This window comes from Phytobacter sp. V91, from assembly GCF_965644225.1.
In the GTDB taxonomy this organism is placed as follows: Bacteria; Pseudomonadota; Gammaproteobacteria; order Enterobacterales; family Enterobacteriaceae; genus CBFFRJ01.
Map to the genome: position 1 here is coordinate 24,435 of NZ_CBFFRJ010000005.1, position 26,336 is coordinate 50,770.

Consider the following 26,336-nt stretch of genomic DNA (forward strand, 5'->3'; position numbering starts at 1 on the left):
GCTGCCTGGCGGATAATCTGCCAGGCATGCTTTTCTTTCTGGAGTAAATCACCATGTCTGAAGGCTGGAATATTGCCGTCCTGGGCGCCACGGGTGCCGTTGGCGAAGCCTTGCTTGAAACGCTTTCTGCCCGCGAGTTTCCGGTTGGCGAACTGTATGCGCTGGCACGCAACGAAAGCGCGGGTGAATCCCTGCGTTATAACGGAAAAACCGTCCGTGTCGAAGATGCGGCCCAGTTTGACTGGACCCAGGTACAGCTGGCGTTTTTTGTCGCCGGCGCACAGGCTTCTGCGGACTACATTGAAGAGGCGACCAATGCCGGGTGTCTGGTCATCGATACCAGCGGTCTGTTTGCGCTGGAGCCTGATGTCCCTCTGGTTGTGCCGGATGTAAACCCGTTCGTCCTTAGCGATTATCGCAACCGCAATATTATTGCCGTGCCTGATGCCCTGACCAGCCAGTTGCTGACGGCGTTGAAGCCCCTGATCGATGACGGTGGTTTGGCGCGCATTACGGTCACTAACCTGCTGTCGGTGTCGGCGCAGGGTAAACAGGCGGTGGATGCGCTGGCCGGACAGAGCGCCAAACTGCTCAACGGTATCCCGATCGATGAAGACGATTTCTTTGGCCGTCAACTGGCGTTCAACATGCTGCCGATACTGCCGGACAGCGAAGGTGTGGTTCCGGTAGAGCGTCGTCTGGTTGATCAGGTGCGTAAAGTTTTACAGGACGACGGGTTGATTATCTCCGCGAACAGCGTCCGCGCGCCGGTGTTTTATGGCCACGCACAGATGGTGAACTTCGAAGCGATGCGTCCGCTGGCGGCAGAAGAAGCCCGTGATGCCTTTGCCCGTGGCGAGGACATTGTGCTCTCGGAAGAGCAGGAGTTCCCGACTCAGGTTGCGGATGCTTCCGGCAGCGCGCATTTGTCCATCGGCTGCGTGCGCAACGATTACGGTATGCCGGAGCAGGTGCAGTTCTGGTCCGTTGCCGATAATGTCCGTTTCGGCGGCGCGTTGATGTCGGTAAAAATCGCGGAAAAACTGGTGCAGGAGTACCTGTACTGATGTCCGATGTTGTTGAAAAGCCGCTGATTAAAATCGCGCTGGGCATTGAATACGACGGGAGCAAGTACTACGGCTGGCAGCGTCAGCATGAGGTGCGTAGCGTCCAGGAAAAACTGGAGAAAGCGCTCTCTCAGGTGGCGGATGAGCCCATTAACGTCCATTGCGCCGGGCGTACCGATGCCGGGGTGCATGCGACAGGGCAGGTGGTCCATTTTGAAACCACCGCCGTGCGTAAAGATGCAGCCTGGACATTAGGTGTAAATGCGAATTTACCTGGAGACATTGCGGTTCGTTGGGTGAAACATGTCCCGGATGATTTCCATGCACGTTTCAGCGCCACGGCACGCCGTTACCGCTACGTCATCTACAATCATCGTCTGCGCCCGGCCGTGCTCGGTCAGGGGGTGACGCACCACTATCTGCCGCTGGATGCTGACCGCATGCAGCGTGCGGCGCAGTGTTTGCTCGGTGAAAATGATTTCACCTCGTTTCGTGCAGTGCAGTGCCAGTCGCGCACGCCCTGGCGCTTTATGATGCACATTCAGGTGCAACGATATGGCGCTTACGTCGTGGTCGACATTAAAGCAAATGCCTTTGTACACCATATGGTCAGGAATATTGTCGGCAGCCTGCTGGAAGTAGGCGCCGGGAACCAGCCGGAGAGTTGGATAGCAGAGCTACTGGCAGCTAAGGACAGAACGCTGGCGGCCGCAACGGCAAAAGCAGAAGGGTTGTATCTCGTCGCCGTGGATTACCCACCGCGTTTCGACCTGCCTGCATTGCCAATGGGTCCGTTGTTCCTCGCGGACTAGTCGCAATCAAACAAGGCTAAGGCAATATGGACGTCATATACTTTCTTATTGATTTCATCCTGCATATTGATGTGCACCTGGCGGAGCTGGTGGCGCAGTACGGCATTTGGGTTTACGCGATCCTGTTTCTGATCCTGTTTTGCGAAACAGGGCTGGTGGTCACGCCGTTTTTACCCGGTGATTCTCTGCTGTTTGTTGCCGGGGCGCTGGCATCGCTGGAGACCAATGACCTTAATGTCCACACGATGGTGTTACTGATGCTGGTCGCGGCGATAGCCGGCGATGCGGTCAACTACACGATTGGACGGGTGTTTGGCGACAAACTTTTCAGTAATCCCAATTCGAAAATTTTCCGCCGCGCTTATCTCGATAAAACGCATCAGTTTTATGAGAAACACGGTGGAAAAACGATTATCCTGGCGCGTTTTGTGCCGATCGTGCGTACTTTTGCGCCTTTCGTCGCCGGAATGGGGCATATGTCCTACCGTCATTTCGCCATGTTCAACGTGGTGGGGGCGTTCCTGTGGGTGCTGCTGTTTACTTATGCCGGTTACTTCTTCGGTACGCTGCCGGTGGTGCAGGAAAATCTTAAGTTGCTGATTGTGGCGATCATCCTGGTGTCTATACTTCCTGGTGTGATTGAAGTTATTCGACATCGTCGGGCGGCAGCGCGACAGGCAAAATAAGAACTCATCGGCGGTTCGACCACTTTTTTATCCCAAGTTTCGAACTGTTATGTTTTAATGTGCCCCATTTATGGGCTACCAGGTTCATGTATAAAGGTTATCAATGAGCTGGATTGAACGAATCAAAAGCAATATTACCCCCACCCGCAAGGCAAGCATCCCTGAAGGTGTGTGGACGAAATGCGACAGCTGCGGTCAGGTGCTTTACCGCGCTGAGCTGGAGCGTAACCTTGAGGTCTGCCCTAAGTGTGACCACCACATGCGAATGACAGCGCGTAATCGCCTGCATAGCCTGATGGACGAAGGTTCAATGGTGGAACTGGGTAGCGAACTTGAGCCGAAAGATGTGCTCAAATTCCGTGACTCCAAAAAATACAAAGACCGACTGGCGAGCGCGCAAAAAGAGACCGGCGAGAAAGATGCGCTGGTGGTCATGAAAGGCACTCTGCATGGAATGCCGGTGGTTGCGGCGGCGTTTGAATTCGCCTTTATGGGCGGATCCATGGGCTCTGTCGTCGGTGCGCGTTTTGTCCGTGCCGTTGAACAGGCGCTGGAAGATAATTGCCCGCTGATCTGCTTCTCTGCTTCCGGCGGCGCGCGTATGCAGGAAGCCCTGATGTCGCTGATGCAGATGGCAAAAACCTCTGCTGCGCTGGCGAAAATGCAGGAGCGCGGTTTGCCGTACATCTCCGTGCTCACTGACCCGACTATGGGCGGCGTTTCGGCCAGTTTCGCCATGCTGGGCGACCTGAACATCGCGGAACCTAAGGCACTGATTGGTTTTGCCGGTCCGCGCGTTATCGAGCAGACCGTGCGTGAAAAACTGCCGCCGGGATTCCAGCGCAGTGAGTTCCTGATTGAGAAGGGCGCGATTGACATGATCGTGCGCCGTGCAGAAATGCGCTTTAAGCTGGCAAGCGTGCTGGCGAAGCTGACCAATCAGCCTGCGCCGAATCCGGATGCGCCGCGGGAAACCCTGGTGGTGCCGCCGGCGCCGGATCAGAACGCCGAAGCCTGATAATACCGAAGGGCAGGGCCATCGCGGCGCTGCCCTTTTGTTTTTACAACGTCAAAAACCTACGGGCATCATGGAAATTAAACGCAATTTGCAAGCCACGTCGCCCCTCGCTGCGTGGCTTTCTTATCTGGAAAACCTGCACAGTAAAACCATCGACCTGGGCCTTGAACGCGTAAGCCAGGTGGCGGCGCGTCTTGACGTGCTCCATCCTGCGCCCTTTGTTTTTACCGTTGCCGGAACCAACGGCAAAGGTACGACCTGCCGTACTCTCGAATCCATTCTGCTGGCCGCCGGTTTCAGGGTCGGCGTGTACAGTTCGCCTCATCTGGTGCGCTACACTGAGCGCGTGCGTATCCAGAATGCTGAGCTTGCCGAAAGCGAGCACACCCGTTCGTTTGCGCAAATCGAGGCGCTGCGCGGTGAAACTTCGCTGACCTATTTTGAGTACGGCACCCTCTCCGCACTGTGGCTGTTTAAACAGGCGCAAGTCGATGTGGTTATCCTGGAAGTCGGTTTAGGCGGGCGTCTGGATGCCACCAACCTGGTCGATGCGGACGTGGCCGTTGTCACCAGCATTGCCCTTGATCACACTGACTGGCTGGGGCCGGATCGCGAAAGCATCGGTCGTGAAAAAGCGGGCGTGTTCCGGGCTGGCGTACCTGCGGTTGTGGGTGAAAGTGATATGCCGCAGAGCATTGCCGATGTGGCCAATGAGAAGGGCGCACAGCTTTTGCGCCGTGGCGTTGACTGGCAGTACGAGGTTACGGGCGACAGCTGGCGCTTTACGGATGCTAACGGCACGCTTACCGGGCTGCCGCTGCCTCAGGTCCCGCAGCCTAACGCGGCGACCGCCCTGGCAGCACTGCGCGCCAGCGGTTTAAACGTCAGCGAGCAGGCTATTCGGGAAGGTATTGCCACGGCGATTTTGCCAGGGCGCTTCCAGATTGTGCGCGAAAATCCGCGCGTGATTCTGGATGTGGCGCATAATCCTCATGCGGCGGCTTATCTGGCTTGCCGCCTCGGCGCAGAAGATAAAAAAGGGCGCGTGTTAGGGGTTATCGGCATGCTGCATGATAAAGACATCGCCGGAACGCTTGCCTGTCTGGAGCCGGTGGTTGATAGCTGGTATTGTGCCCCTCTGGAAGGACCGCGCGGCGCGACGGCGGAACAATTGATGGCGCACCTGCCTGCGGGTATGGCGTATCAGGATGTGGCCTCAGCCTGGCATGCCGCGATGGCGCAAGCGAAGACTGAAGATACGGTGCTGGTGTGTGGTTCATTCCACACGGTGGCGCATGTCATGGAAGCGATGGACGCGGGGAGAGCCGGTGGCGAGTAAGTTTCAGAACCGATTAATGGGTACCATTGTACTGGTCGCGCTCGGGGTGATTATTCTCCCGGGACTGCTCGACGGGCAAAAAAAACATTATCAGGATGAGTTTGCCGCAATCCCGCTGGTCCCAAAACCTGGCGATCGCGATGAGCCGGATATGATGCCTGCTGCAACCCAGGCTCTGCCGGCTCAGCCGCCGGAAGGGGCGGCAGAAGAAGTTCAGGCCGGGGATGCGGCAGCGCCATCGCTGGATGCATCGCGCCAGGCCGCCAGCGGGGCGACAAATCCTGAGATAACCACACCCGCACGTACCGAACAGCCTAAGGCCGTTGAAAAACCGCAGCCGAAGCCGCAGCCAGCCAAACCCGTTGAACAAGTGGCGACAACGCCGCCTGCCGTTGAGCAACCTGTGGCTGAAAAACCCGCGCCGACAGGAAAAGCCTACGTTGTGCAACTGGGGGCGCTTAAGAACGCCGATAAGGTGACAGAGATTGTTGGCAAACTGCGTGGCGCCGGGTATCGCGTTTATACGTCGCCGACCACTCCGGTGCCGGGTAAAATCACCCGTATTCTGGTTGGGCCGGATGCGTCGAGAGATAAGCTCAAAGGTTCGCTGGAAGAGTTGAAGCAGATTTCTGGTCTTAACGGCGTGGTGATGAATTACAGCGCTAACTAGTGTGCGGTTTGCGCCCCTCTCCCCTTTGGGGAGAGGGCCGGGGTGAGGGTGTAAAATAAGAATGCAAAAACACGCCCGAAGAGGCTAAAAAAGCGATGGCGTTGAATGTTTTTTCAGCGCCATTTTTATTTACGCGCGGGAAGGAAATCCCTACGCAAACGTTTTCTTTTTCTGTTAGAATTCGCCCCGAACTGGACGGCAGGGCGTTTAATCGTGGGACACATATGGTCTGGATTGATTACGCCATCATCGCGGTGATTGGTTTTTCCTGTTTGGTAAGCCTTATCCGTGGCTTTGTTCGTGAAGCGTTATCGCTGGTGACATGGGGCTGTGCCTTCTTTGTCGCCAGTCATTACTACACTTACCTGTCAGTCTGGTTCACGGGCTTTGAAGATGAACTGGTTCGCAACGGAATCGCCATTGCGGTGCTGTTCATTGCGACACTGATTGTTGGCGCTATTGTCAATTACGTAATAGGCCAGCTTGTGGAAAAAACCGGCCTGTCGGGTACAGACAGGGTGTTGGGGATCTGTTTTGGCGCGCTGCGCGGTGTGCTGATCGTCGCCGCCATTCTGTTCTTCCTTGATACCTTTACGGGCCTGTCGAAAAGTGATGACTGGCAGAAATCGCAGTTTATCCCGCAATTCAGTTTCATCATCAGATGGTTCTTTGACTATCTGCAAAGTTCGTCGAGTTTCTTGCCCAGGGTATAAGCTCTGAGATGTGGCTTAACGAGGAAAAGACGTATGTGCGGTATTGTCGGTATCGCCGGTTTTACACCGGTCAACCAGTCGATTTATGACGCGTTATCGGTGCTTCAGCACCGTGGCCAGGATGCTGCTGGCATCATTACTATTGATGCGAATAATTGTTTCCGTCTGCGTAAAGCAAATGGCATGGTCAACGATGTTTTCGAAGCCCGCCATATGCAGCGTCTGCAAGGGAACATGGGTATCGGTCATGTGCGTTATCCGACCGCAGGGAGTTCCAGCGCGTCTGAGGCACAGCCTTTTTACGTCAACTCCCCTTATGGCATCACGCTTGCCCACAATGGCAACCTGACGAATGCCCATGAGCTGCGCGCGAAATTGTTTGAAGAAAAGCGCCGTCACATCAACACCACCTCCGATTCAGAAATCCTGCTCAATATTTTCGCCAGCGAGCTGGATAACTTCCGTCACTATCCGCTGGAAGCAGACAATGTTTTCGCAGCGGTTGCGGCAACGAACCGTCAGATCCGTGGGGCCTACGCCTGTGTGGCGATGATTATCGGCCACGGTATGGTTGCCTTCCGCGATCCGAACGGTATTCGCCCCCTGGTGCTGGGTAAACGCGATCTCGGTGATGGTCGTACCGAATACATGATGGCGTCAGAAAGCGTTGCCCTTGATACGCTGGGCTTCGAATTCCTGCGTGATATCGCACCGGGTGAAGCGGTATACGTGACGGAGAAAGGTCAGCTGTTTACCCGCCAGTGCGCGGATAACCCGGTCAGCAACCCGTGCCTGTTCGAGTACGTCTATTTTGCCCGTCCGGACTCCTTTATCGACAAAATTTCCGTCTACAGTGCGCGTGTCAATATGGGTACTAAACTTGGCGAGAAAATTGCGCGTGAATGGGAAGATCTGGAAATCGACGTGGTTATCCCGATCCCGGAAACCTCCTGTGATATCGCCCTGGAAATGGCGCGTATCCTCGGCAAACCTTATCGTCAGGGGTTTGTGAAAAACCGTTACGTCGGTCGTACCTTTATCATGCCGGGTCAGCAGTTACGGCGTAAATCGGTGCGTCGTAAACTGAACGCCAACCGTGCTGAGTTCCGTGGTAAGAATGTCCTGCTGGTGGATGACTCTATCGTTCGCGGCACCACGTCGGAGCAGATTATTGAGATGGCGCGTGAAGCCGGGGCGAAGAAAGTGTATCTGGCCTCTGCAGCGCCGGAGATCCGCTTCCCTAACGTGTACGGCATTGATATGCCGACCGCGAATGAGCTGATTGCCCACGGTCGGGAAGTTGACGAAATCCGCCAGATTATCGGTGCCGATGCGCTCATCTTCCAGGATCTTAACGATCTGATTGACGCCGTCCGTGCAGAAAACCCGGATATCCAGCAGTTCGAATGCTCGGTCTTCAACGGGATTTATGTCACCAAAGACGTGAACCAGCAATACCTCGATTATCTCGATTCCCTGCGTAATGACGATGCCAAAGCCGTCCAGCTTCAGAACGAAGTGGAAAGCTTAGAAATGCATAACGAAGGTTAATCTGCCTTTAAGCGCCCTCTGCTGGTTGGGAGGGCGCTCATCAGTTGCAACTCCCTCCAGATTCCGGCAAAGTCTGCCTCAGTGTGAACAAAGGCGACAGTTATGAAACGACTCATTGTGGGGATCTCAGGCGCCAGCGGCGCGATTTATGGCGTGCGCTTGTTGCAGGTATTGCGCGACGTGGCAGAGGTTGAAACCCATCTGGTGATGAGCCCGGCCGCCCGTCAGACGCTCTCTCTTGAAACCAGCCTGACCCTGCGTGATGTGCAGTCGCTGGCTGATGTGGTTCACGATGTTCGCGATATTGCGGCCAGCATCTCGTCAGGCTCGTTTAAAACCGCTGGCATGGTTATCCTGCCCTGCTCAATCAAAACCCTCTCCGGCATTGTGCACAGCTATACCGACAGCCTGCTCACCCGCGCAGCGGATGTGGTGCTAAAAGAGCGCCGTCCGCTGGTGCTGTGCGTGCGTGAAACGCCACTGCACCTTGGTCATTTGCGCTTAATGACCCAGGCGGCCGAGCTGGGCGCGGTGATCATGCCGCCTGTCCCGGCTTTCTATCACAACCCGCAATCCCTTGATGATGTTATTAATCAGACCGTAAACCGCGTTACCGATCAGTTCGATATTGATCTGCCAACGGATCTATTCACCCGCTGGCAGGGGGCTAACGCCACAAAATAGTGCGCTGTGGCGGCGGATGCCCTTTTACAGGGCATTTTTGGAAGCCTGATCATATCCTCAACATTTAATTCCTTTTTTACCTTGTTAACACTCTGGTTCGTTCGGCCGACCTGCTATCTTTCACCACTAAGGTGAACTTGCAACCTTTCATTAACATATTTAACGCTTATGTTTTTTCGCGCGACGAAACTGGCATAAGACGTGCAAGGAAACAGTCAGCAACACACAACACAACGCACGATAATAAAATCAGAACACTTGAGGGTATTGTATGAAGAAGACGGTTATTGCTCTGTCTTTACTGCTGGGGCTGTCTGCGGCATCCAGCGTTTACGCAGCGCTTCCCCAAACTGTGCGCATCGGTACTGATGCGACATACGCACCGTTCTCCTCTAAAGATGCGAAAGGGGATTTTGTCGGTTTTGATATCGATCTCGGTAATGAGATGTGTTCCCGCATTAAGGTCAAATGCAGCTGGGTGGGTAGCGATTTTGACGCGCTGATCCCATCCCTGAAAGCGAAGAAAATCGACGCCATCATCTCTTCTCTCTCTATTACTGAGAAGCGCCAGCAGGAGATTGCCTTCTCTGAGCCGCTCTATGCCGCTAACTCCCGCCTGATCGCCACTAAAGGTTCGCCAATTGTACCGACTATCGAGTCGCTGAAAGGCAAACATGTCGGCGTACTGCAAGGCTCCACTCAGGAGGCTTATGGCAACGATATCTGGCGTAGCAAGGGTATCGATGTGGTGGCTTACCAGAACCAGGATCTGATCTACTCTGACCTGGCTGCAGGTCGTCTGGATGCGGCTTTCCAGGATGAAGTCGCGGCAAGCGAAGGCTTCCTCAAGCAACCTGCTGGTAAAGACTTTGCCTTTGCAGGCCCGTCCGTTAAAGACAAAAAATACTTTGGCGACGGTACCGGTATTGGTCTGCGTAAAGACGATACAGAGCTGACGGCGGCGTTCAATAAAGCCTTTGATGAAATGCGCAAAGATGGCACTTACGACAAACTGGCGAAGAAATACTTCGACTTTAACGTCTACGGTGACTAAGTCCCTTAGCAGGTCTTAATGCGATGCGCCATTTTGGCTCGCCAGAGTGGTGCATCATTAGTGGTGATGTCTCTTTTTGGTGCGTCGCCTGCACTAAAATGAAGCGCTACTGCATAACTAAGCAATAACGATGCAAAAAAAGCCGTCAGGCGGGCAGAATGCTTTGCCTTGCAGTGCCATATGATGGCACGATAGCGACACCGTATTCTTCTAATAAATCCCTTAGGAAAGACAGTCTGTTGAGGATATTTATGAAAAAATTGGTGTTATCACTTTCTCTGGTGCTCGCTATCTCCAGCGCTTCCGGCGCATTCGCAGCAATCCCACAAAAAATTCGTATCGGTACCGATCCTACTTATGCCCCCTTCGAATCGAAGAATGCGCAGGGAGAATTGGTGGGTTTTGATATCGATTTGGCGAAAGAGCTGTGCCAACGCATTAAAACCCAGTGTGTGTTCATTGAGAACCCACTGGATGCGCTGATCCCTTCGTTAAAAGCGAAGAAAATTGATGCCATCATGTCATCTCTCTCAATTACTGAAAAACGCCAGCAGGAAATTTCGTTCACCGACAAGCTGTATGCGGCGGATTCGCGTCTGGTTGTGGCCGCAAATTCGGATATTCAGCCTGAACTCGATAAGCTGAAAGGCAAGCGTGTTGGGGTTCTGCAAGGTACCACGCAGGAAACCTACGGTAACGTCCACTGGGCGCCAAAAGGCATCGAAATTGTCTCCTATCAGGGCCAGGACAATATCTATGCTGACCTGACCGCAGGGCGCATTGATGCGGCCTTCCAGGATGAAGTGGCTGCCAGCGAAGGCTTCCTGAAAACCCCGGTAGGTAAAGACTACAAATTTGGCGGCCCGTCAGTTAAAGACGAGAAGCTGTTTGGCGTCGGTACCGGAATGGGCGTACGTAAGGATGACAACGAGCTGCGTGAAGCGCTGAACAAGGCGTTTGCCGAAATGCGTGCCGATGGCACCTATGAAAAACTGGCGAAAAAGTATTTTGATTTTGATGTTTATGGTGGTTAATTCCACGCGTGTTTAACGTGCGGCCCCTCCTGATTCGGGAGGGGAAGAGACACGGCAAACATGACACACGACAGGACAGGCTGCATGCTGTACGGGTTTTCTCAAGTTATATTCAATGGCGCCATTGTGACGCTGGAGCTGGCTATCAGCTCAGTGGTACTGGCCGTCATCATTGGCCTGGCGGGCGCGGGAGCCAAGCTCTCGAAAAGTCGTCCGATGGCGCTTTTCTTCGAAGGCTACACGACACTGATTCGCGGCGTACCAGACCTGGTGCTGATGCTGCTGATTTTTTACGGACTGCAAATTGCCCTTAATGCGCTGACTGACGCGATGGGTATGGATCAGCTGGATATCGACCCGATGGTGGCCGGGATAATCACCCTCGGTTTTATTTATGGCGCTTACTTCACCGAGACGTTTCGTGGCGCCTTTATGGCGGTGCCGAAAGGGCATATTGAGGCGGCGACCGCCTTTGGTTTTACCCACACCCAAACCTTCCGCCGTATTCTGTTTCCGGCCATGATGCGCTATGCGCTGCCGGGAATTGGCAACAACTGGCAGGTTATCCTCAAAGCGACCGCGCTGGTCTCATTACTGGGGCTGGAAGATGTGGTCAAAGCGACACAGCTGGCCGGGAAAAGTACCTGGGAGCCGTTCTACTTCGCTATCGTCTGCGGCTTGATTTATCTGCTGTTTACCACTGTTTCCAATGGCGTACTGCTTCTTCTCGAACGTCGCTACTCCGTAGGTGTGAAGAGGGCTGACCTGTGATCGAGATTATTCAGGAGTACTGGAAGGCGCTGGTGTGGACAGATGGCTACCGCTTTACCGGGGTCGCAATTACGCTGTGGCTGCTGATTTCATCGGTGGTGATGGGCGGCGTTATGGCGGTGTTTCTGGCTATCGGACGCGTTTCCAGCAACAAATATATTCAGTTCCCTATCTGGCTGTTTACCTATATTTTTCGCGGTACGCCGCTGTATGTGCAGCTGCTGGTGTTCTACTCCGGTATGTACACCCTGGAAATCGTCAAAGGCACCGAGCTGCTGAATGCGTTTTTCCGCAGTGGCTTAAACTGTACGGTGCTGGCGCTGACGCTGAATACCTGTGCTTATACCACCGAGATTTTTGCCGGGGCGATTCGTTCCGTACCGGCCGGTGAAATCGAAGCGGCTCGCGCCTATGGCTTCTCGTCGGTGAAGATGTATCGCTCGATTATTTTGCCGTCGGCGCTGCGCATCGCGCTGCCAGCCTACAGCAATGAAGTGATACTGATGCTGCACTCCACGGCGCTGGCCTTTACCGCAACGGTGCCGGATTTGCTGAAAATCGCCCGCGATATCAACTCTGCCACCTACCAGCCGTTTACCGCGTTTGGGCTTGCAGCGGTGCTGTATTTGATTATCTCTTATGTGCTGATTAGCTTGTTCCGCAAGGCGGAAAAGCGCTGGTTGCAGCATATCAAACCTTCTTCGACGCACTGAGAACATCATGGCTGACAATAAATTAAACGTTATCGATCTGCACAAGCGCTATGGCGAACATGAAGTGCTGAAAGGGGTGTCACTGCGCGCAAACGCCGGGGATGTGATCAGCATTATCGGCTCGTCCGGATCCGGAAAAAGTACCTTCCTGCGCTGCATTAACTTTCTCGAAAAACCGAGTGAAGGCTCTCTCGTCGTCAGCGGCGAGAACATTAACCTGGTGCGCGACAAAGACGGCCAGCTGAAGGTGGCAGACAAGCAGCAGCTGCGTTCGCTGCGCACCCGTCTGACGATGGTGTTCCAGCACTTCAACCTGTGGAGCCATATGACCGTGCTTGAGAACGTCATGGAAGCGCCGATTCAGGTTCTGGGACTGAGCAAGCAGGAAGCCCGCGATCGCGCCATCAAATACCTGGCGAAAGTGGGTATTGATGAGATGCAGCAGGCGAAATACCCGGTGCACCTTTCCGGTGGTCAGCAGCAGCGTGTTTCCATTGCCAGAGCGCTGGCGATGGAGCCGGAAGTTCTGTTGTTTGATGAACCCACTTCAGCGCTTGATCCTGAGCTGGTCGGCGAAGTGCTGCGCATTATGCAGCAGCTGGCTGAAGAGGGGAAAACGATGGTGGTGGTCACGCATGAAATGGGCTTTGCCCGCACTGTTTCTACCCACGTCATCTTCCTGCATCAGGGCAAGATTGAAGAAGAGGGTGCACCGGATGAACTGTTCGGCAACCCGAAAAGCGCCCGTCTGCAGCAGTTCCTCAAAGGTTCACTGAAGTAACGCTTCGGCTACCGGCGTTCGTCGGTAGCCTTGACTCATCCAGCAGTTTTGAGACAGGGAAGAGCCTGTAATCCAGGCTTACAGGTTTCGCCATGCTGCGAACGAATTGTCCGCACGGATGTAGCGATAACGCAGGTAGCGGCCGCCATGGTCATTCATTAGCTTTTCCACCTGGACCCTGTGCGATCCGGGTGGAACATTGCTGTCCTGCTCGCAGAAAAACATCGTTCGACGTAGCTCATCATCATAAAAGCGCATACCTGTCTTACAGTTGCTGAAGCGGGAGGTGGATGGCCCTGGGTGGTGTATCGTAAAGGAGACGTTCCGGGTGACGCTCTCACTGGCCGTCAGCCGCACCCAGGCTTCTGGCGTCTGCCACAAGGTAATGCTGACCAGCAGCGTCGTGTAGAAAAAGGTTTTAAACAGCGTAAAAGATTCGCTTGCCAGCAGGCTGCCGCGCATCAGTTGTCGCCATGCGACAAACAGGCCAATTGCACAGGCTGCGGTGATGATTATCAGCGTATCTGGGGCATGGTCTTTCAGGTAAACCCAATGGCTGAACAATGCGGTAGCCATCATCCACCCTAACCACAGGCCCAGTAGCGTCAGAGCAATGATGCTGAGTCTCTTTTGTGAGTCGAAATAGTACGTCCCTGTTGCCACCTGTTATGCCTCTTTTTCCAGCCGGTAAACCCAGTCGTCGTAATCCACGCTATTGATTGTGAATGCCTTTTCCAGCATCTGCACACGCACAAAACCGAGTTTTTCCACTACCCGCACCGAGCCATGGTTATCTGCCAGCACCCAGGCATTCAGCGCGGTGATGGAGGTATGCCCAAAAGCGTAATCCTGGATGGCCGCCAGCGCTTCACTGGCAAAACCCTTCCCCTGTGCAAAAGGCGCGATGGAATAGCCGACATCGGCTTCCTGCGGGTGCTCAGTGCTGATATGCAGACCGATGTCGCCCAATGCTTCACCCGCGCGATCGCGGATGACAAAAGAATGCTGGTCGTGAAGATGCATGTTAAACAGGGTGCGAATATCTTGCTCAGTGGCAATCTCACCCATATAACGCATGACATCCGGGCTTTGGCGCATGGCGAGGAAAAAAGGCCAGTCAGCCTCGCTAAACGGCGAGAGCGTCAGGCGCGGGGTACTTAAGATCATTCAGGATGCAGTCCTTCCGGTGAAAAGTGCGTTAGCTTAGCACCGGAAGGGGGAGGGTAAAGACCTTAAATAAAGTGGGTTACCTCACCACATTTTGCAGTGCTTCTTCCAGATCAAACCAGCGAAAGCCAAAACCGGAAGCCTCCAGCCGTTTGGGCAGCGCCCGTTGACCGCCAAGCACCAGCACGGCAGATTCGCCCATCAGCAGACGCACGGCCGTTGCCGGAGCGCGGACAATCGCCGGGCGATTAAGCACCTGACCAAGCGCATGGGCGAACTGCTCATTGCGCACCGGCCAGGGGGAAACCATATTGAAGGGGCCACTCAGGTCGTTATTCAGCAACCAGATGATGCCGTTTGCCATATCATCGATATGGATCCATGCCATGTACTGACGGCCATTGCCAACCGGGCCGCCCAGCCCGGTGCGAAACAGAGGCAGCATTTTGCCGAGGATCCCGCCTTTGGGGGCAAACACCACCCCGGTCCGCAGCAAACAAACTCGCGTCTGCGTGCTTTGCGCCTCGCTGGCGATCTGCTCCCAGCGTGCGCAGAGTTGATGGGTAAATTCGTTATGCGCAGGCTCGTCCTCCGTCACCACCACCTCACCTGAATCGCCGTAGTAACCGACGGCGGAACCGGAAATCAGCACGGCAGGTGGGGTGCTGCTGGCGCGGATAAGATCAACCAGCTTTTGGGTTATCAACCAGCGGCTTTCGCACAGCCGCTGTTTTTGTTGCTCGCTCCAGCGTTTGTCGGCGATGGGTTCGCCCGCCAGATTAATGACTGCATCAATGTCGTTAAGGTCTTTAAGGTCATCCAGCTTATGCAGGAGAGTGACGCTGCTGCCCAGAATGCGTTGCGCGTTGGCGGGGTTACGCGTCACCACCGTGACTTCATGCCCCAGCCCCTGCAAACGAGGAATAAGAAAACGGCCAATCAGACCTGTACCGCCAGTGATCAGAATCTTCATGCAACCTCCCGGTTGCGCTTAACGTCGCCAGCTCAGGGTCATCGACACCGAATCGGCATAACGCAGCGCGTGAAGTTTATCGATTTCCACTTCAGCATATGTGACCCAATGATGTTCGCGTGCGATATTCAGCACATCCTGAGTTAATTTTTCCAGTAACGAGAAACGGTTACTTTCAACGTGCGCAATGATGTTCTTGGTCAGCGTGCGGTAGTTCAGGGCATCGTTGATATCTTCACTGGCACGGGCTTTGTCGGCAGGATAATGAATGGCGATATTGATAACGATATCCTGACGGTTGGCGATCTCTTCTTCTTTGATGCCGATAAAGGTACGCAGGCGCAAATTTTTGATCCGAATAATGGCGTCTGATTGTGACATTGCAATTTTCCTTCAGGTGACCAGGCAGCCTCATAATACACGAGGAAAACGACCGCGTTTGTCAGTTTCGCAGGCTATTCTGTACCTCTGAGTTGCGGCGAAGCGTGAATGTGTGAGTTTTCATCAAGTGACAGTTTTTACAAGACGTTATATTTTGTTGGGAAACCTAATCGTTGAGAGGATGTCATGAGCGAACCGGCAATAACCTTATGGTCAGATTCGGATTTTTTCTCCCCTTATGTCATGGCGGTTTACATTGCTCTGCATGAAAAGGGGCTCCCTTTTTCCCTTAAAACTGTCGATCTCGACAAAGGGGAAAATAATCAAAATAACTGGCGAGGTTATAACCTGACACGCCGTGTGCCGGTGCTGGAAATCGACGGTTTCGAACTGAGTGAATCTTCAGCGATAACCGAATATCTGGAAGAGCGTTTTGCCCCACCTGAATATGAGCGTATTTATCCTCATGACCTGCAAAAGCGCGCCCGCGCCCGCCAAATCCAGGCCTGGATCCGCAGCGATTTAATGCCCATTCGCGAAGAGCGGGGAACGGATGTGATTTTTGCGGGGGCTAAAAAAGCGCCATTGACGGCCGCAGGAAGCGACGCTGCCGCCAAACTCTTTGCCCTCGCAGGTGGGCTGCTTGCGCATGGCAAACCGAATCTGTTTGGCGAATGGTGTATTGCCGATGCCGATCTCGCGCTAATGCTTAATCGTCTGGTGATGCACGGGGATGAGGTGCCGGAACTGCTGGCGAATTATGCCGCCTTCCAGTGGCAGCGCTCATCGGTGCAGCGCTATGTCGCGCTCAGTGCCAAACGCGCAAATTAAGAGGTATGACAATGAAATTGATGTTCGCATCGGACATCCATGGCTCACTCCCCGCCACCGAGCGCGTGCTGGAGTTGTTTGCCGGGAGCGGTGCCCAGTGGCTGGTGATCCTTGGCGACGTGCTTTATCACGGCCCGCGTAATGCGTTGCCGGAAGGGTATGCTCCCGCGCAGGTTGCTGAGCGTCTGAATGAGCAGGCGTCGCGTATTATTGCGGTACGCGGCAACTGCGACAGTGAAGTGGATCAGATGCTGTTGCACTTCCCCATCACTGCTCCCTGGCAACAGGTTTTACTGCCTTCACAGCGACTCTTTTTGACTCACGGTCATCTGTTTGGCCCTGATAATCTCCCCGCACTGGCGACGGGTGATGTGCTGGTCTATGGTCATACTCATTTGCCGGTCGCCGAAAAACGGGGTGATATTTTCCACTTCAACCCAGGCTCAGTAAGCATTCCTAAAGGTGGTAATGACGCCAGCTACGGCCTGCTGGATGCGGGAATACTGAGCATAAAGGCACTCAATGATAATCGGGTTATTGCACAGGTGGCGATTAATCCGTAACTTACCGTTCAACTAAAAACGCGCCAACAGAGCGCCATGAAGAGACATTCCTGATGGTGGAACAGAATCATTTAGCAGACACCGAGTGGGTGGATATTGTTAGCGAGGATAATGAAGTCATTGCCCAGGCTACCCGCCAGCAAATGCGTGCGCAGTGCCTGCGTCATCGTGCGACCTACATCGTGGTGCACGATGGCATGGGTAAGATCCTGGTTCAACGTCGCACTGAAACCAAAGATTTTATGCCGGGCATGCTGGACTGCACCGCAGGCGGTGTGGTTCAGGCCGATGAAATTTTGCTCGACTCCGCACGCCGTGAAGCTGAAGAAGAGCTCGGCATTGCCGGCGTTCCTTTTGCTGAACATGGCGTCTTCTATTACGAAGATGAACATTGCCGGGTCTGGGGGGGATTATTCAGCTGCGTTTCCCATGGACCTTTCGCGCTTCAGGAAGAAGAGGTAAGCGAAGTCTGGTGGATGACGCCGGAAGAGATTACTGCGCGCTGCGATGAGTTTACGTCTGACTCTTTAAAAGCGCTGGCGCTGTGGATGAGCCGTAACGCCAGTAATGATGCCTCCAGACAAGAGAAGCCGGAAGACGCCGAGTAACGTTAACAGCTGTTGCGCAGGCAGAGCGTTGCCGTGACCGGCGTCTTATTCTGCCAGTTCTCATCATTAAGACGCGCCAGCAGCGCGCGTCCTGCCTCGACCCCAATTTTGCGATGCGGTACAGCAATGGTGGTCAGCGGCGGCTGGCATACCCGACTGACGTCGCTATCGCCAAAGCCAACGATCGCCAGGTCTTCGGGCACTTTAATCCGTCGACGCTGGCATTCATACAATGCGCCACAGGCGAGTTCGTCCGAGACACAGACCAGAGCATCCAGTTCCGGCCACGCCAGCAGAAATTCCGGCAACTGCGCAGTACCGGTGGAAAATACGGGCGGCGCTGCTGCGTTAATCACGCGATTGGGCGACATATGATGGCGCAGCATAGCCTTGTACCAGCCCTGTAAATGCTGCTGAAAAATCCACTGTTCCTGGTTGGCACACAATAAACCGATATTCTGATAGCCCCGCAGGATCAGCGTTTGCGTCAGTTCAAACATAGCGGCAACGTTGTCGATGCCAATATTCATATCAATAGGATCGGCCCGCACCGCCCCAATTTCCATGACCGGGATGGCTGCGTTTCTGAGCCAGTGTCTGACGTTGTCGCTGTGTTCCACGCTCAGCAGAATGGCGGCAGCAAGGTTAGAGGTCAGCAGCGTTTCGATCAGATTTTCTTCCTGTTCTAACCGATGCTGAGACTCCGCCAGCATTATCTGGTAACCCGCAGGTTGCAGGACAGATTGCAGTCCGGCAAACATTTCTGAACAGCCCGATTCCGCAAGGCCCGGCACAACCATGGCGATGGTATGTGAAGAGGCTGATGCCAGTGAGCTTGCCGCCATGTTGGGCATATAGCCAAGTTCGCGAACCGCTGCTTCAATTTTCTCGCGTAACTTGTCAGAGACTTGTTCCGGTGTTCTTAACGCCCGGGAAACGGTCATTGTGCCAACGCCAGCAAGCTGGGCGACATCCACCAGAGTCACTTTTCCTGTACTGCGCCGTTTTCGGGTAATAGACATTCTGATTCCTGCGAAGCCAATGATCTCAGAGGATTTTTAGTGATTATCATGATGTTTAGTTAAGCAGTATACGCCGGATAACAGCATTGTTGAGGAGAATTCGCCTGCTCTGTTAGATCTGATAGCGCTATCACATTTTATGATCCTTCACGTTGATAGCGCTATCTTTGTGGATTTAATCACAGTTAACCCTGGTTACCTTGCTTAAAGTCTGCTCATCTTATCCCTGACAAACGGAGAATGAGATGCTCACTCAGTGGCTTCATGATGAAACGCTACAGATACAAGACAGCCTGGAAGACTGGAGACGTGCGCTGGAAATTTGCGCCAGACCATTGCTGGATAGTGGAGTGATCACCCCCGAATATGTGTCGGCAATCATTTCGCAGCAGCAAAGACTGGGGCCTTACTATGTGATTGCGCCAGGACTGGCAATGCCACATGCACGCCCGGAGGATGGGGCCAAAGGCCTGGGACTTTCATTGCTGAAATTACGTCGAGGAGTCATTTTCAATACGGAGGAATTCGACCCGGTCGATCTTATTATTATGCTTGCGGCACCTGATAAACATAGCCATCTGGAGATGATTGCTGCCCTTTCTGAGTTATTTTCCAGTGATGACGATTTGCATAAGTTACATTGCTCAGACAGCGTGGAGGAGATTAAAAATATAATTATGAAGTTCTGATTTCATCATTTCTTTCATCTGTCGACATTATGCTTCAGGGCATCGTGCGATACGTACTTTACATAAAAAGGGAACAATAATGAAAATTATGGCAATTTGCGGGTCCGGTTTGGGCAGCAGTTTTATGGTGGAAATGAACATCAGAAAAGTTCTGAAGAAATTAAATATTGATGCTGAAGTGGAGCATTCAGATCTTTCAAACGCGACCCCTGGTGCGGCAGATGTTTTTGTGATGGCGAAAGATATTGCCGCCAGTGCCAGCGTTCCGGAAAGTCAGTTAGTTGTTCTTAGTAATATTATCGATATCAATGAACTGGAAGCGAAAATAAGCGCTTTCTTTGCCAACCGTTAACTTCATATCAGGCGAGGTGGATATGTTTATCCTTGAAACGCTGAACTTTGTCGTTGATATACTTAAAGTTCCTTCGGTGCTGGTGGGCCTGATTGCCTTAATTGGCCTGGTGGCTCAAAGGAAACCCTTTTCGGATGTAGTCAAAGGAACAGTTAAAACAATACTTGGATTTATTGTGCTTGGTGGTGGGGCAACGGTACTGGTTGGGTCGTTGAATCCTTTAGGGGGTATGTTTGAACACGCATTTAATATTCAAGGAATTATTCCAAATAATGAAGCTGTCGTCTCTATTGCGCTGGAAAAGTATGGTGCCTCTACTGCATTGATAATGGCATTTGGGATGGTGGCGAACATTATTGTTGCCCGCTTTACTCGCCTGAAATATATCTTCCTGACCGGGCATCACACCTTTTATATGGCGTGCATGATTGGCGTGATTTTAACAGTTTCGGGATTTGATGGTATTAGTCTTGTTTTTACCGGTTCATTGATTCTTGGTCTCGTAATGGCATTTTTTCCTGCTATTGCCCAGCGCTATATGCAACGTATTACCGGTAATGATGATATCGCATTTGGTCATTTTGGTACCCTGGGATATGTTCTGTCCGGGTGGATCGGTAGTCACTGCGGAAAAGGTTCACGATCGACGGAAGAGATGAATTTGCCGAAAAATCTGAGCTTCCTGCGGGACAGTTCTATCTCAATTTCACTGACCATGATGATTATTTATTTGATTATGGCAGTGTGCGCCGGTCGAGAATATGTGCAAGACCAGTTCAGCGGCGGGCAGAATTATTTGGTGTACGCCATCATAATGGCAATCACCTTTGCTGCCGGTGTATTTATTATTCTGCAAGGCGTGCGACTTATTCTGGCGGAAATTGTCCCTGCCTTTACCGGTTTCTCTGAAAAACTGGTGCCAAATGCCCGTCCAGCGCTGGATTGTCCGGTTGTCTATCCCTACGCGCCCAATGCGGTACTTATCGGCTTTTTATTCAGTTTTCTCGGCGGCCTGGTTGGCTTGTTTATGCTCGGCCAGATGAGTCTGGTGTTGATCCTGCCAGGTGTCGTACCTCACTTCTTTACAGGGGCCACGGCTGGTGTATTTGGTAACGCTACCGGAGGCCGTCGCGGGGCTATTCTCGGCGCATTTGCCAATGGAGTGCTGATTACATTTTTACCTGTCCTGCTCCTGCCTGTTCTCGGGGCTCTCGGCTTCGCCAATACCACATTCTCGGATGCGGATTTTGGTTTTGTCGGCATTGTTCTTGGCAACCTGGCGCGGTATCTGTCGCCAATGGCGATTACGGGTGTGGTGGTGGCAATCTTTGCATTGCTGGTGGTGTGGAACCTGATAGCGCAGGGTAAATCAGCCGCTAAAGGTACAGAGGAAGGCTCGGGGGCAAAGTAATGAAACATGTTGATGAATTACGGCAGTTTGCACGAGAGATCCGCGTTGCAACGCTTAAGTCACTGACGCATCTGGGGTTCGGGCATTATGGTGGCAGTATGTCCGTTGTCGAAACCCTGGCTGTATTGTATGGCGAAGTGATGCGTCTGGATCCCGCCAGTCCCGACTGGCCGGAGCGAGATTATTTCGTCCTGTCGAAAGGCCATGCCGGGCCTGCTCTTTACAGTACGCTGGCGCTGAAGGGCTATTTTCCCTTAGAAGAGTTGCTAACCCTCAATGAAAATGGCACGCGGTTGCCCAGTCATCCGGACAGGCTAAAGACGCCGGGAGTGGATGCGACGACCGGTTCGCTGGGGCAAGGGATCTCCATTGCTGCGGGCATGGCGCTGAGCCATAAGCTGGATGAGCGAGCAAACCGTGTGTTTTGTATCGTCGGCGATGGTGAGTTGAACGAAGGTCAATGTTGGGAAGCCCTTCAGTTTATTGCACACCACCGACTTAACAATCTGACGGTGTTTATTGACTGGAATAAGCAGCAACTGGACGGCAAGCTTGACGATATTATTTGCGCCTTCAATCTGGAGGAAAAATTCCGCGCCTTTGGCTTCGATGTAACTACCGTGAAAGGGGATGATATTGCGGCATTGCTTGATGCCGTGCAGCCGGCACCACCAGCGGATGCGAGGCCACGGGTTGTGATTCTTGACAGCATTAAAGGGCAGGGTGTGCCCTGGCTTGAAGGCCTGGATAATACACACCACCTGCGGCTGACAGGTGACATGCAACAGGCAATGGAGAAAGCGATTAAGCAACTGGAGGCCGGGCATGATTAACATTGCTCCTGAAGGTGGGAAAGACAGTGTTGAAATGCGTAAAGTTTACGCAGGTTTTGTCACACAACAGATTGAGGCGGGTAGGGAGATTATTGCCCTCGAAGCCGATCTGATGAGTTCAATGGCGATGGATGTCGTGCAGCAAAAATATCCTCAGCAGGTAATAAATTGCGGAATTATGGAGGCCAATGTTATCGGTACTGCGGCGGGGCTGGCACTGACGGGACGCACGCCATTTGTGCATACCTTCAGCGCATTTGCCAGTCGGCGCTGTTTTGATCAACTGTTTATGTCTGTCGATTATCAGCGTAACAACGTGAAGATTATTGCTTCTGATGCTGGCGTCACCGCGTGCCACAACGGTGGAACCCATATGTCGTTTGAAGATATGGGCATCGTGCGTGGACTGGCGAATTCGGTGGTTATGGAAGTGACTGATGCGGTGATGTTTGAGGATATTTTACATCAGCTTGCTCATCTGAAGGGTTTTTACTGGGTACGAACTATCCGCAAACAGGCCCTGACGGTTTATGGGGCCGGTTCGCGATTCACTATCGGTAAAGGGAATGTCGTGCGTGAAGGAACGGACATTACACTTATTGCTAACGGCATTATGGTTGCAGAGGCGTTGGCGGCAGCGCGGATCCTTGAAGACGAAGGGATAAGTGCGGCAGTGATCGATATGTTCACGCTGAAACCTATCGATCGTATGTTGATCAAAAATTATGCCGAAAAAACCGGCAGGATAGTGACCTGCGAAAATCACAGTATCCATAACGGTCTGGGGTCGGCTGTTGCGGAAGTTGTAGTTGAAAACTGCCCCGTCCCGATGCGGCGTGTTGGGGTGAAAGAGCGCTATGGGCAGGTGGGGACTCAGGACTTTTTACAGCAAGAGTATGGACTGACCGCGCAGGACATTGTGGCGGCTGCACGAGAGCTGTTTTAGGATGGGGGAGTAATAAAAAAGGCGACCACGAGGTCGCCTTTTTGTCGCAGCGTAAGATTACTGCTGCTGGGAAGACTGAATCGCCGTCAGAGCAATGGTGTAGACGATATCGTCAACCAGTGCGCCACGGGACAAGTCGTTAACCGGTTTACGCATGCCTTGCAGCATCGGCCCGATGGAGATCAGGTCGGCAGAACGCTGTACCGCTTTGTAAGTGGTGTTACCGGTGTTCAGATCCGGGAAGATGAACACGGTAGCGCGACCTGCAACCGGTGAGTTCGGCGCTTTAGATTTCGCTACGTCAGCCATTACCGCCGCATCATACTGCAACGGACCGTCGATCATCAGGTCAGGACGTTTTTCCTGTGCCAGACGAGTCGCTTCACGCACTTTCTCTACGTCGCTACCTGCACCAGAGTTACCGGTAGAGTAGGAAAGCATTGCCACGCGCGGCTCAATACCGAAGGCAATTGCGGAATCAGCAGACTGAATCGCGATTTCAGCCAGTTGTTCAGCGGTCGGATCCGGGTTGATCGCGCAGTCACCGTAAACATAAACCTGTTCCGGCAGCAGCATGAAGAACACGGAGGAAACAAGGGAGCTGCCCGGTGCGGTTTTGATCAATTGCAGCGGCGGACGAATGGTGTTCGCGGTGGTGTGAACTGCACCGGAGACCAGACCGTCAACTTCGTCTTGTTCCAGCATCAGGGTGCCGAGAACCACGTTGTCTTCCAGTTGCTCACGGGCAACCGCTTCGGTCATACCCTTGCTCTTACGCAGTTCGACCAGACGGGCAACGTAGCTTTCACGTACCACTTCCGGGTCAACGATTTCGATGCCAGTACCCAGTTCAACGCCCTGTGCTGCGGCAACGCGGTTGATCTCTTCCGGGTTACCTAACAGTACGCAAGTGGCGATGCCGCGTTCAGCACAGATAGCTGCTGCTTTAACGGTACGCGGTTCGTCGCCTTCCGGCAGAACAACGCGTTTGCCGGCTTTACGCGCCAGCTCAGTCAGCTGATAACGGAAGGCTGGAGGAGACAGACGACGGCTACGCTCAGAGGTTGCAGTCAGAGAATCAATCCAGTCAGCATTGATGTAGCTTGCCACGTATTCCTGAACTTTCTCGATACGCGCATGGTCATCAACCGGCACTTCCAGGTTGAAGCTTTGCAGGCTCAGAGAGGTCTGCCAGGTGTTGGTGTCTACCATAAATACCGGCAGACCGGTAGCGAACGCACGCTCACACAGTTTGGCGACACGCGGGTCCATTTCGTAGGCGCCGGTCAGCAGAACTGCGCCGATTTCTACGCCGTTCATTGCGGCCAGGCAGGCAGCAACCAGAACGTCAGGACGGTCTGCTGAGGTAACCAGCAGAGAACCTGCGCGGAAGTGTTCCAGCATGTGCGGAATGCTGCGTGCACAGAAGGTCACGGACTTCACGCGGCGGGTATTGATTTCGCCTTCGTTAACGATGGTCGCGTTCAGGTGACGCGCCATGTCGATTGCACGGGTAGCAATCAGGTCGAAGCTCCAGGGAACAACGCCCAGGATCGGCAGCGGGCTGGAGGCAACCAGTTTTTCTGCATCCACTTTGATGATTTTCGCTTTGGAAGAGTCATCAAAGATTTCGGACAGGTCAGGGCGAGTACGACCCTGATCGTCAACAGGTGCGTTCAGTTTGTTAACGATAACGCCGGTGATGTTGGTGTTTTTCGCGCCGCCGAAGCTGCTACGCGTCAGTTCGATACGCTCTTTCAACTGCTCCTGAGTATCGGTGCCCTGAGACATTACAAACACGATTTCCGCGTTCAGGGTTTTGGCGATCTCAAAGTTCAGCGACTGAGCAAACTGATGTTTACGCGTCGGGACCAGACCTTCAACCAGTACCACTTCAGCGTCTTTGCTGTTCTCATGGTAGCGTGCGACGATTTCTTCCATCAGCACGTCTTTCTGGTTGCTGGACAGCAGAGACTCAACGTAGCTCATCTTCAACGGCTCTGCCGCAGGCAGGCCGGAGTTGGTGCGTACGATGGTGGTGGTCTGGTCTGGCGCATCGCCGCCAGCACGTGGCTGGGCGATAGGTTTAAAGACGCTCAGACGAACGCCTTTGCGTTCCATAGCACGGATAACGCCCAGGCTGACGCTGGTCAGGCCGACGCTGGTTCCGGTAGGGATCAGCATGATAATACGGGACACGGTTAATCCTCTTCGTTTGCCGTCATTTTTGACGGGTTACAAAACAGCACCGCCAGCTAAGCTGGCGGTGTGTAATCAGGCAGTCAGACGGCTCGCGTCTTGCGCGATGACCAGCTCTTCGTTAGTCGGGATAACGACAGCAGGGCGGGTGCCTTCTTTGTTGATGAAACCGGAGTTGCCGAAACGGGCAGCCAGGTTACGTTCGTGATCAACTTCGAAGCCCAGCACGCCCAGACGGCCCAGGGAGAGTTCACGGACCATTGCAGCGTTTTCACCGATACCACCGGTAAAGACAACGGCGTCCAGACGACCATCCATCAGTGCAGTGTAAGAACCGATGTATTTCGCCAGACGGTGGCAGTAAACGTCCATTGCACGTTTAGCGTCTTCTTTATCTTTGTAGTTATCTTCAACATAACGGCAGTCGCTGGTGACTTCGGTCAGACCCAGCAGACCGGACTCTTTGGTCAGCATTTTGTTGATAGCATCAATGCTCATGCCCAGAGTGTCATGCAGATGGAAAATGATTGCCGGGTCGATGTCACCGGAACGGGTGCCCATTACCAGACCTTCCAGCGGGGTCAGACCCATGGAGGTATCAACACATTGGCCGTTACGGATTGCAGAAACGGAACCACCGTTGCCCAGGTGGCAGGTGATGATGTTCAGTTCTTCAACCGGTTTGTTCAGAACCTTAGCGGCTTCCTGAGTCACATAGAAGTGGCTGGTGCCGTGCGCGCCATAACGGCGGACGCCATGCTCTTTGTACAGTTTGTACGGCAGAGCATACAGGTAAGATTCTTCCGGCATGGTGGTGTGGAAAGCGGTATCGAACACAGCAACGTTTTTATCTTTCAGGTTAGGGAAAGATTTCAGCGCTTCAGCGATGCCGATCAGGTGTGCCGGGTTATGCAGCGGTGCGAAAGATGCTGCATCCTTAATGCCCTGGATAACAGAGTCATCAATAACCACAGAACTGGTGTATTTTTCGCCGCCGTGAACGATACGGTGACCGATCGCGGTGAGTTGTGCGGACAGTTCTGGTTTTTGTGCCAGAATAATGTTAACGATAAAGTTCAGCGCTTCGCTGTGAGCGGCACCTGCACCTAAAGCCGCTTCTTGTTTACCACCGTCAATTTTCCATTTGATACGCGCTTCAGGAAGATTGAAACATTCGGCTAAACCAGAAAGGAACTCTTCACCGTTGGCTGCATCGATGATGGCGAATTTCAGTGAGGAGCTACCGCAGTTCAGAACCAGTACTAACTTACTCGACATGGAAGTACCTATTTATGATACGTGGCTAAAAAAACGTCAGTGAGTCTCTCAGCGTAGCGCATGATGACGCTGACATTTATGATTAACATCATGCCGGAAACATTTTCTGGCATGATGAAAGAATACTTAAGATCTTATGCCATTTTGCTCAATTTACAGACAGTGGCATAATGGGCATCCAGTTTGACGA

The 26,336-nt window shown here is 53.2% G+C and carries 29 protein-coding genes; 22 read left to right on the forward strand and 7 right to left on the reverse strand.

The genetic code is table 11. The features are described 5' to 3' along the window. Window positions 1–53 precede the first annotated feature (53 nt). The 14 genes from ACSZO4_RS01810 to hisP all read left to right on the forward strand — a co-directional run bounded on the left by ACSZO4_RS01810 (window position 54) and on the right by hisP (window position 12,893). Complete coding sequence (locus tag ACSZO4_RS01810) at window positions 54–1,067, forward strand: aspartate-semialdehyde dehydrogenase (protein WP_437887126.1); 1,014 nt, start codon at window positions 54–56, stop codon at window positions 1,065–1,067. Continuing rightward, window positions 1,067–1,879, forward strand: a complete 813-nt coding sequence (truA, locus tag ACSZO4_RS01815; RefSeq protein WP_437887127.1) for a tRNA pseudouridine(38-40) synthase TruA — start codon at window positions 1,067–1,069, stop codon at window positions 1,877–1,879. Before ACSZO4_RS01810 ends, truA begins: the two co-directional genes overlap by 1 nt. Window positions 1,880–1,905: 26 nt before the next feature. Beyond that, window positions 1,906–2,565 carry a DedA family protein gene (locus tag ACSZO4_RS01820; protein ID WP_437887128.1) on the forward strand — a complete coding sequence of 220 codons (660 nt, stop codon included), beginning with the start codon at window positions 1,906–1,908 and terminating at the stop codon, window positions 2,563–2,565. A gap of 103 nt (window positions 2,566–2,668) precedes the next feature. Continuing rightward, complete coding sequence (accD, locus tag ACSZO4_RS01825) at window positions 2,669–3,583, forward strand: acetyl-CoA carboxylase, carboxyltransferase subunit beta (protein ID WP_437887129.1); 915 nt, start codon at window positions 2,669–2,671, stop codon at window positions 3,581–3,583. 70 nt (window positions 3,584–3,653) lie between these two features. After that, complete coding sequence (folC, locus tag ACSZO4_RS01830) at window positions 3,654–4,922, forward strand: bifunctional tetrahydrofolate synthase/dihydrofolate synthase (RefSeq protein ID WP_437887130.1); 1,269 nt, start codon at window positions 3,654–3,656, stop codon at window positions 4,920–4,922. Further along, a complete protein-coding gene (gene dedD / locus ACSZO4_RS01835; RefSeq protein ID WP_437887131.1) occupies window positions 4,912–5,592 on the forward strand; it encodes a cell division protein DedD in 681 nt (226 codons plus the stop codon). Before folC ends, dedD begins: the two co-directional genes overlap by 11 nt. Before the next feature lie 224 nt (window positions 5,593–5,816). After that, a complete protein-coding gene (gene cvpA / locus ACSZO4_RS01840) occupies window positions 5,817–6,305 on the forward strand; it encodes a colicin V production protein (RefSeq protein ID WP_437887132.1) in 489 nt (162 codons plus the stop codon). Between the two features lie 33 nt (window positions 6,306–6,338). Continuing rightward, complete coding sequence (gene purF / locus ACSZO4_RS01845) at window positions 6,339–7,856, forward strand: amidophosphoribosyltransferase (RefSeq protein ID WP_437887133.1); 1,518 nt, start codon at window positions 6,339–6,341, stop codon at window positions 7,854–7,856. A gap of 102 nt (window positions 7,857–7,958) precedes the next feature. Continuing rightward, complete coding sequence (locus tag ACSZO4_RS01850; RefSeq protein WP_437887134.1) at window positions 7,959–8,540, forward strand: UbiX family flavin prenyltransferase; 582 nt, start codon at window positions 7,959–7,961, stop codon at window positions 8,538–8,540. Window positions 8,541–8,811: 271 nt separating this feature from the next. Then, window positions 8,812–9,594 carry a lysine/arginine/ornithine ABC transporter substrate-binding protein ArgT gene (gene argT, locus ACSZO4_RS01855; protein ID WP_437887135.1) on the forward strand — a complete coding sequence of 261 codons (783 nt, stop codon included), beginning with the start codon at window positions 8,812–8,814 and terminating at the stop codon, window positions 9,592–9,594. Between the two features lie 251 nt (window positions 9,595–9,845). Next, on the forward strand, window positions 9,846–10,628 hold the full coding sequence (gene hisJ / locus ACSZO4_RS01860; RefSeq protein ID WP_437887136.1) for a histidine ABC transporter substrate-binding protein HisJ: 783 nt from the start codon (window positions 9,846–9,848) through the stop codon (window positions 10,626–10,628). An 84-nt stretch (window positions 10,629–10,712) separates the two neighbouring features. Beyond that, window positions 10,713–11,399 carry a histidine ABC transporter permease HisQ gene (locus ACSZO4_RS01865; RefSeq protein ID WP_437887137.1) on the forward strand — a complete coding sequence of 229 codons (687 nt, stop codon included), beginning with the start codon at window positions 10,713–10,715 and terminating at the stop codon, window positions 11,397–11,399. After that, complete coding sequence (locus ACSZO4_RS01870) at window positions 11,396–12,112, forward strand: ABC transporter permease (protein ID WP_437887138.1); 717 nt, start codon at window positions 11,396–11,398, stop codon at window positions 12,110–12,112. The genes ACSZO4_RS01865 and ACSZO4_RS01870 overlap by 4 nt, the downstream gene beginning before the upstream one ends. A 7-nt stretch (window positions 12,113–12,119) precedes the next feature. Then, complete coding sequence (gene hisP, locus ACSZO4_RS01875; protein ID WP_437887139.1) at window positions 12,120–12,893, forward strand: histidine ABC transporter ATP-binding protein HisP; 774 nt, start codon at window positions 12,120–12,122, stop codon at window positions 12,891–12,893. 78 nt (window positions 12,894–12,971) lie between these two features. On the opposite strand, the gene ACSZO4_RS01880 is transcribed toward hisP, so the two are convergent. The 4 genes from ACSZO4_RS01880 to folX form a co-directional block, all read right to left on the reverse strand. Next, complete coding sequence (locus ACSZO4_RS01880) at window positions 12,972–13,556, reverse strand: hypothetical protein (protein ID WP_437887140.1); 585 nt, start codon at window positions 13,554–13,556, stop codon at window positions 12,972–12,974. A gap of 3 nt (window positions 13,557–13,559) precedes the next feature. Continuing rightward, entirely contained in the window at window positions 13,560–14,060 is a 501-nt protein-coding gene (locus tag ACSZO4_RS01885; protein ID WP_437887141.1) for a GNAT family N-acetyltransferase, read from the reverse strand. A gap of 79 nt (window positions 14,061–14,139) precedes the next feature. Beyond that, window positions 14,140–15,033: a TIGR01777 family oxidoreductase gene (locus ACSZO4_RS01890; RefSeq protein WP_437887142.1), complete on the reverse strand. Its 894-nt coding sequence runs from the start codon at window positions 15,031–15,033 to the stop codon at window positions 14,140–14,142. A gap of 18 nt (window positions 15,034–15,051) precedes the next feature. After that, the gene (folX, locus tag ACSZO4_RS01895; protein ID WP_437887144.1) at window positions 15,052–15,414 is read right to left on the reverse strand and encodes a dihydroneopterin triphosphate 2'-epimerase; all 363 of its coding nucleotides are present in this window, start codon (window positions 15,412–15,414) and stop codon (window positions 15,052–15,054) included. A gap of 186 nt (window positions 15,415–15,600) precedes the next feature. Here folX and yfcF point away from each other — a divergent pair, with 186 nt between their 5' ends. Genes yfcF through yfcD form a run of 3 tightly spaced genes read left to right on the forward strand, consistent with a single transcriptional unit; the run spans window position 15,601 to window position 17,416 of the window. Further along, entirely contained in the window at window positions 15,601–16,245 is a 645-nt protein-coding gene (yfcF, locus tag ACSZO4_RS01900) for a glutathione transferase (protein ID WP_437887145.1), read from the forward strand. Between the two features lie 11 nt (window positions 16,246–16,256). Next, window positions 16,257–16,808 (forward strand): phosphodiesterase, encoded by a 552-nt coding sequence (yfcE, locus tag ACSZO4_RS01905; protein ID WP_437887146.1) that lies wholly within the window; start codon window positions 16,257–16,259, stop codon window positions 16,806–16,808. 53 nt (window positions 16,809–16,861) lie between these two features. Beyond that, window positions 16,862–17,416, forward strand: coding sequence for an NUDIX hydrolase YfcD (yfcD, locus tag ACSZO4_RS01910; protein ID WP_437887147.1), 555 nt, complete (start codon window positions 16,862–16,864; stop codon window positions 17,414–17,416). 2 nt (window positions 17,417–17,418) lie between these two features. Here the strand turns inward: yfcD and ACSZO4_RS01915 are convergent, their stop codons facing one another. Then, window positions 17,419–18,438: a LacI family DNA-binding transcriptional regulator gene (locus tag ACSZO4_RS01915; protein ID WP_437887148.1), complete on the reverse strand. Its 1,020-nt coding sequence runs from the start codon at window positions 18,436–18,438 to the stop codon at window positions 17,419–17,421. Between the two features lie 245 nt (window positions 18,439–18,683). On the opposite strand from ACSZO4_RS01915, the gene ACSZO4_RS01920 reads away from it, so the two are divergent. The 5 genes from ACSZO4_RS01920 to ACSZO4_RS01940 all read left to right on the forward strand — a co-directional run bounded on the left by ACSZO4_RS01920 (window position 18,684) and on the right by ACSZO4_RS01940 (window position 22,669). Further along, window positions 18,684–19,127, forward strand: a complete 444-nt coding sequence (locus tag ACSZO4_RS01920; RefSeq protein ID WP_437887149.1) for a PTS sugar transporter subunit IIA — start codon at window positions 18,684–18,686, stop codon at window positions 19,125–19,127. A 79-nt stretch (window positions 19,128–19,206) separates the two neighbouring features. After that, window positions 19,207–19,479: a PTS sugar transporter subunit IIB gene (locus tag ACSZO4_RS01925; RefSeq protein WP_437887150.1), complete on the forward strand. Its 273-nt coding sequence runs from the start codon at window positions 19,207–19,209 to the stop codon at window positions 19,477–19,479. 22 nt (window positions 19,480–19,501) lie between these two features. Further along, window positions 19,502–20,890, forward strand: coding sequence for a PTS ascorbate transporter subunit IIC (locus ACSZO4_RS01930; RefSeq protein WP_437887151.1), 1,389 nt, complete (start codon window positions 19,502–19,504; stop codon window positions 20,888–20,890). Next, window positions 20,890–21,723: a transketolase gene (locus ACSZO4_RS01935; protein WP_437887152.1), complete on the forward strand. Its 834-nt coding sequence runs from the start codon at window positions 20,890–20,892 to the stop codon at window positions 21,721–21,723. The genes ACSZO4_RS01930 and ACSZO4_RS01935 overlap by 1 nt, the downstream gene beginning before the upstream one ends. Further along, the gene (locus ACSZO4_RS01940; protein WP_437887153.1) at window positions 21,716–22,669 is read left to right on the forward strand and encodes a transketolase family protein; all 954 of its coding nucleotides are present in this window, start codon (window positions 21,716–21,718) and stop codon (window positions 22,667–22,669) included. Before ACSZO4_RS01935 ends, ACSZO4_RS01940 begins: the two co-directional genes overlap by 8 nt. A 57-nt stretch (window positions 22,670–22,726) precedes the next feature. Here the strand turns inward: ACSZO4_RS01940 and pta are convergent, their stop codons facing one another. Both pta and ackA read right to left on the reverse strand, forming a co-directional pair. Then, window positions 22,727–24,868, reverse strand: a complete 2,142-nt coding sequence (gene pta / locus ACSZO4_RS01945; RefSeq protein ID WP_437887154.1) for a phosphate acetyltransferase — start codon at window positions 24,866–24,868, stop codon at window positions 22,727–22,729. Between the two features lie 75 nt (window positions 24,869–24,943). Further along, window positions 24,944–26,146, reverse strand: coding sequence for an acetate kinase (ackA, locus tag ACSZO4_RS01950; protein WP_437887155.1), 1,203 nt, complete (start codon window positions 26,144–26,146; stop codon window positions 24,944–24,946). Between the last annotated feature and the right edge of the window lie 190 nt (window positions 26,147–26,336).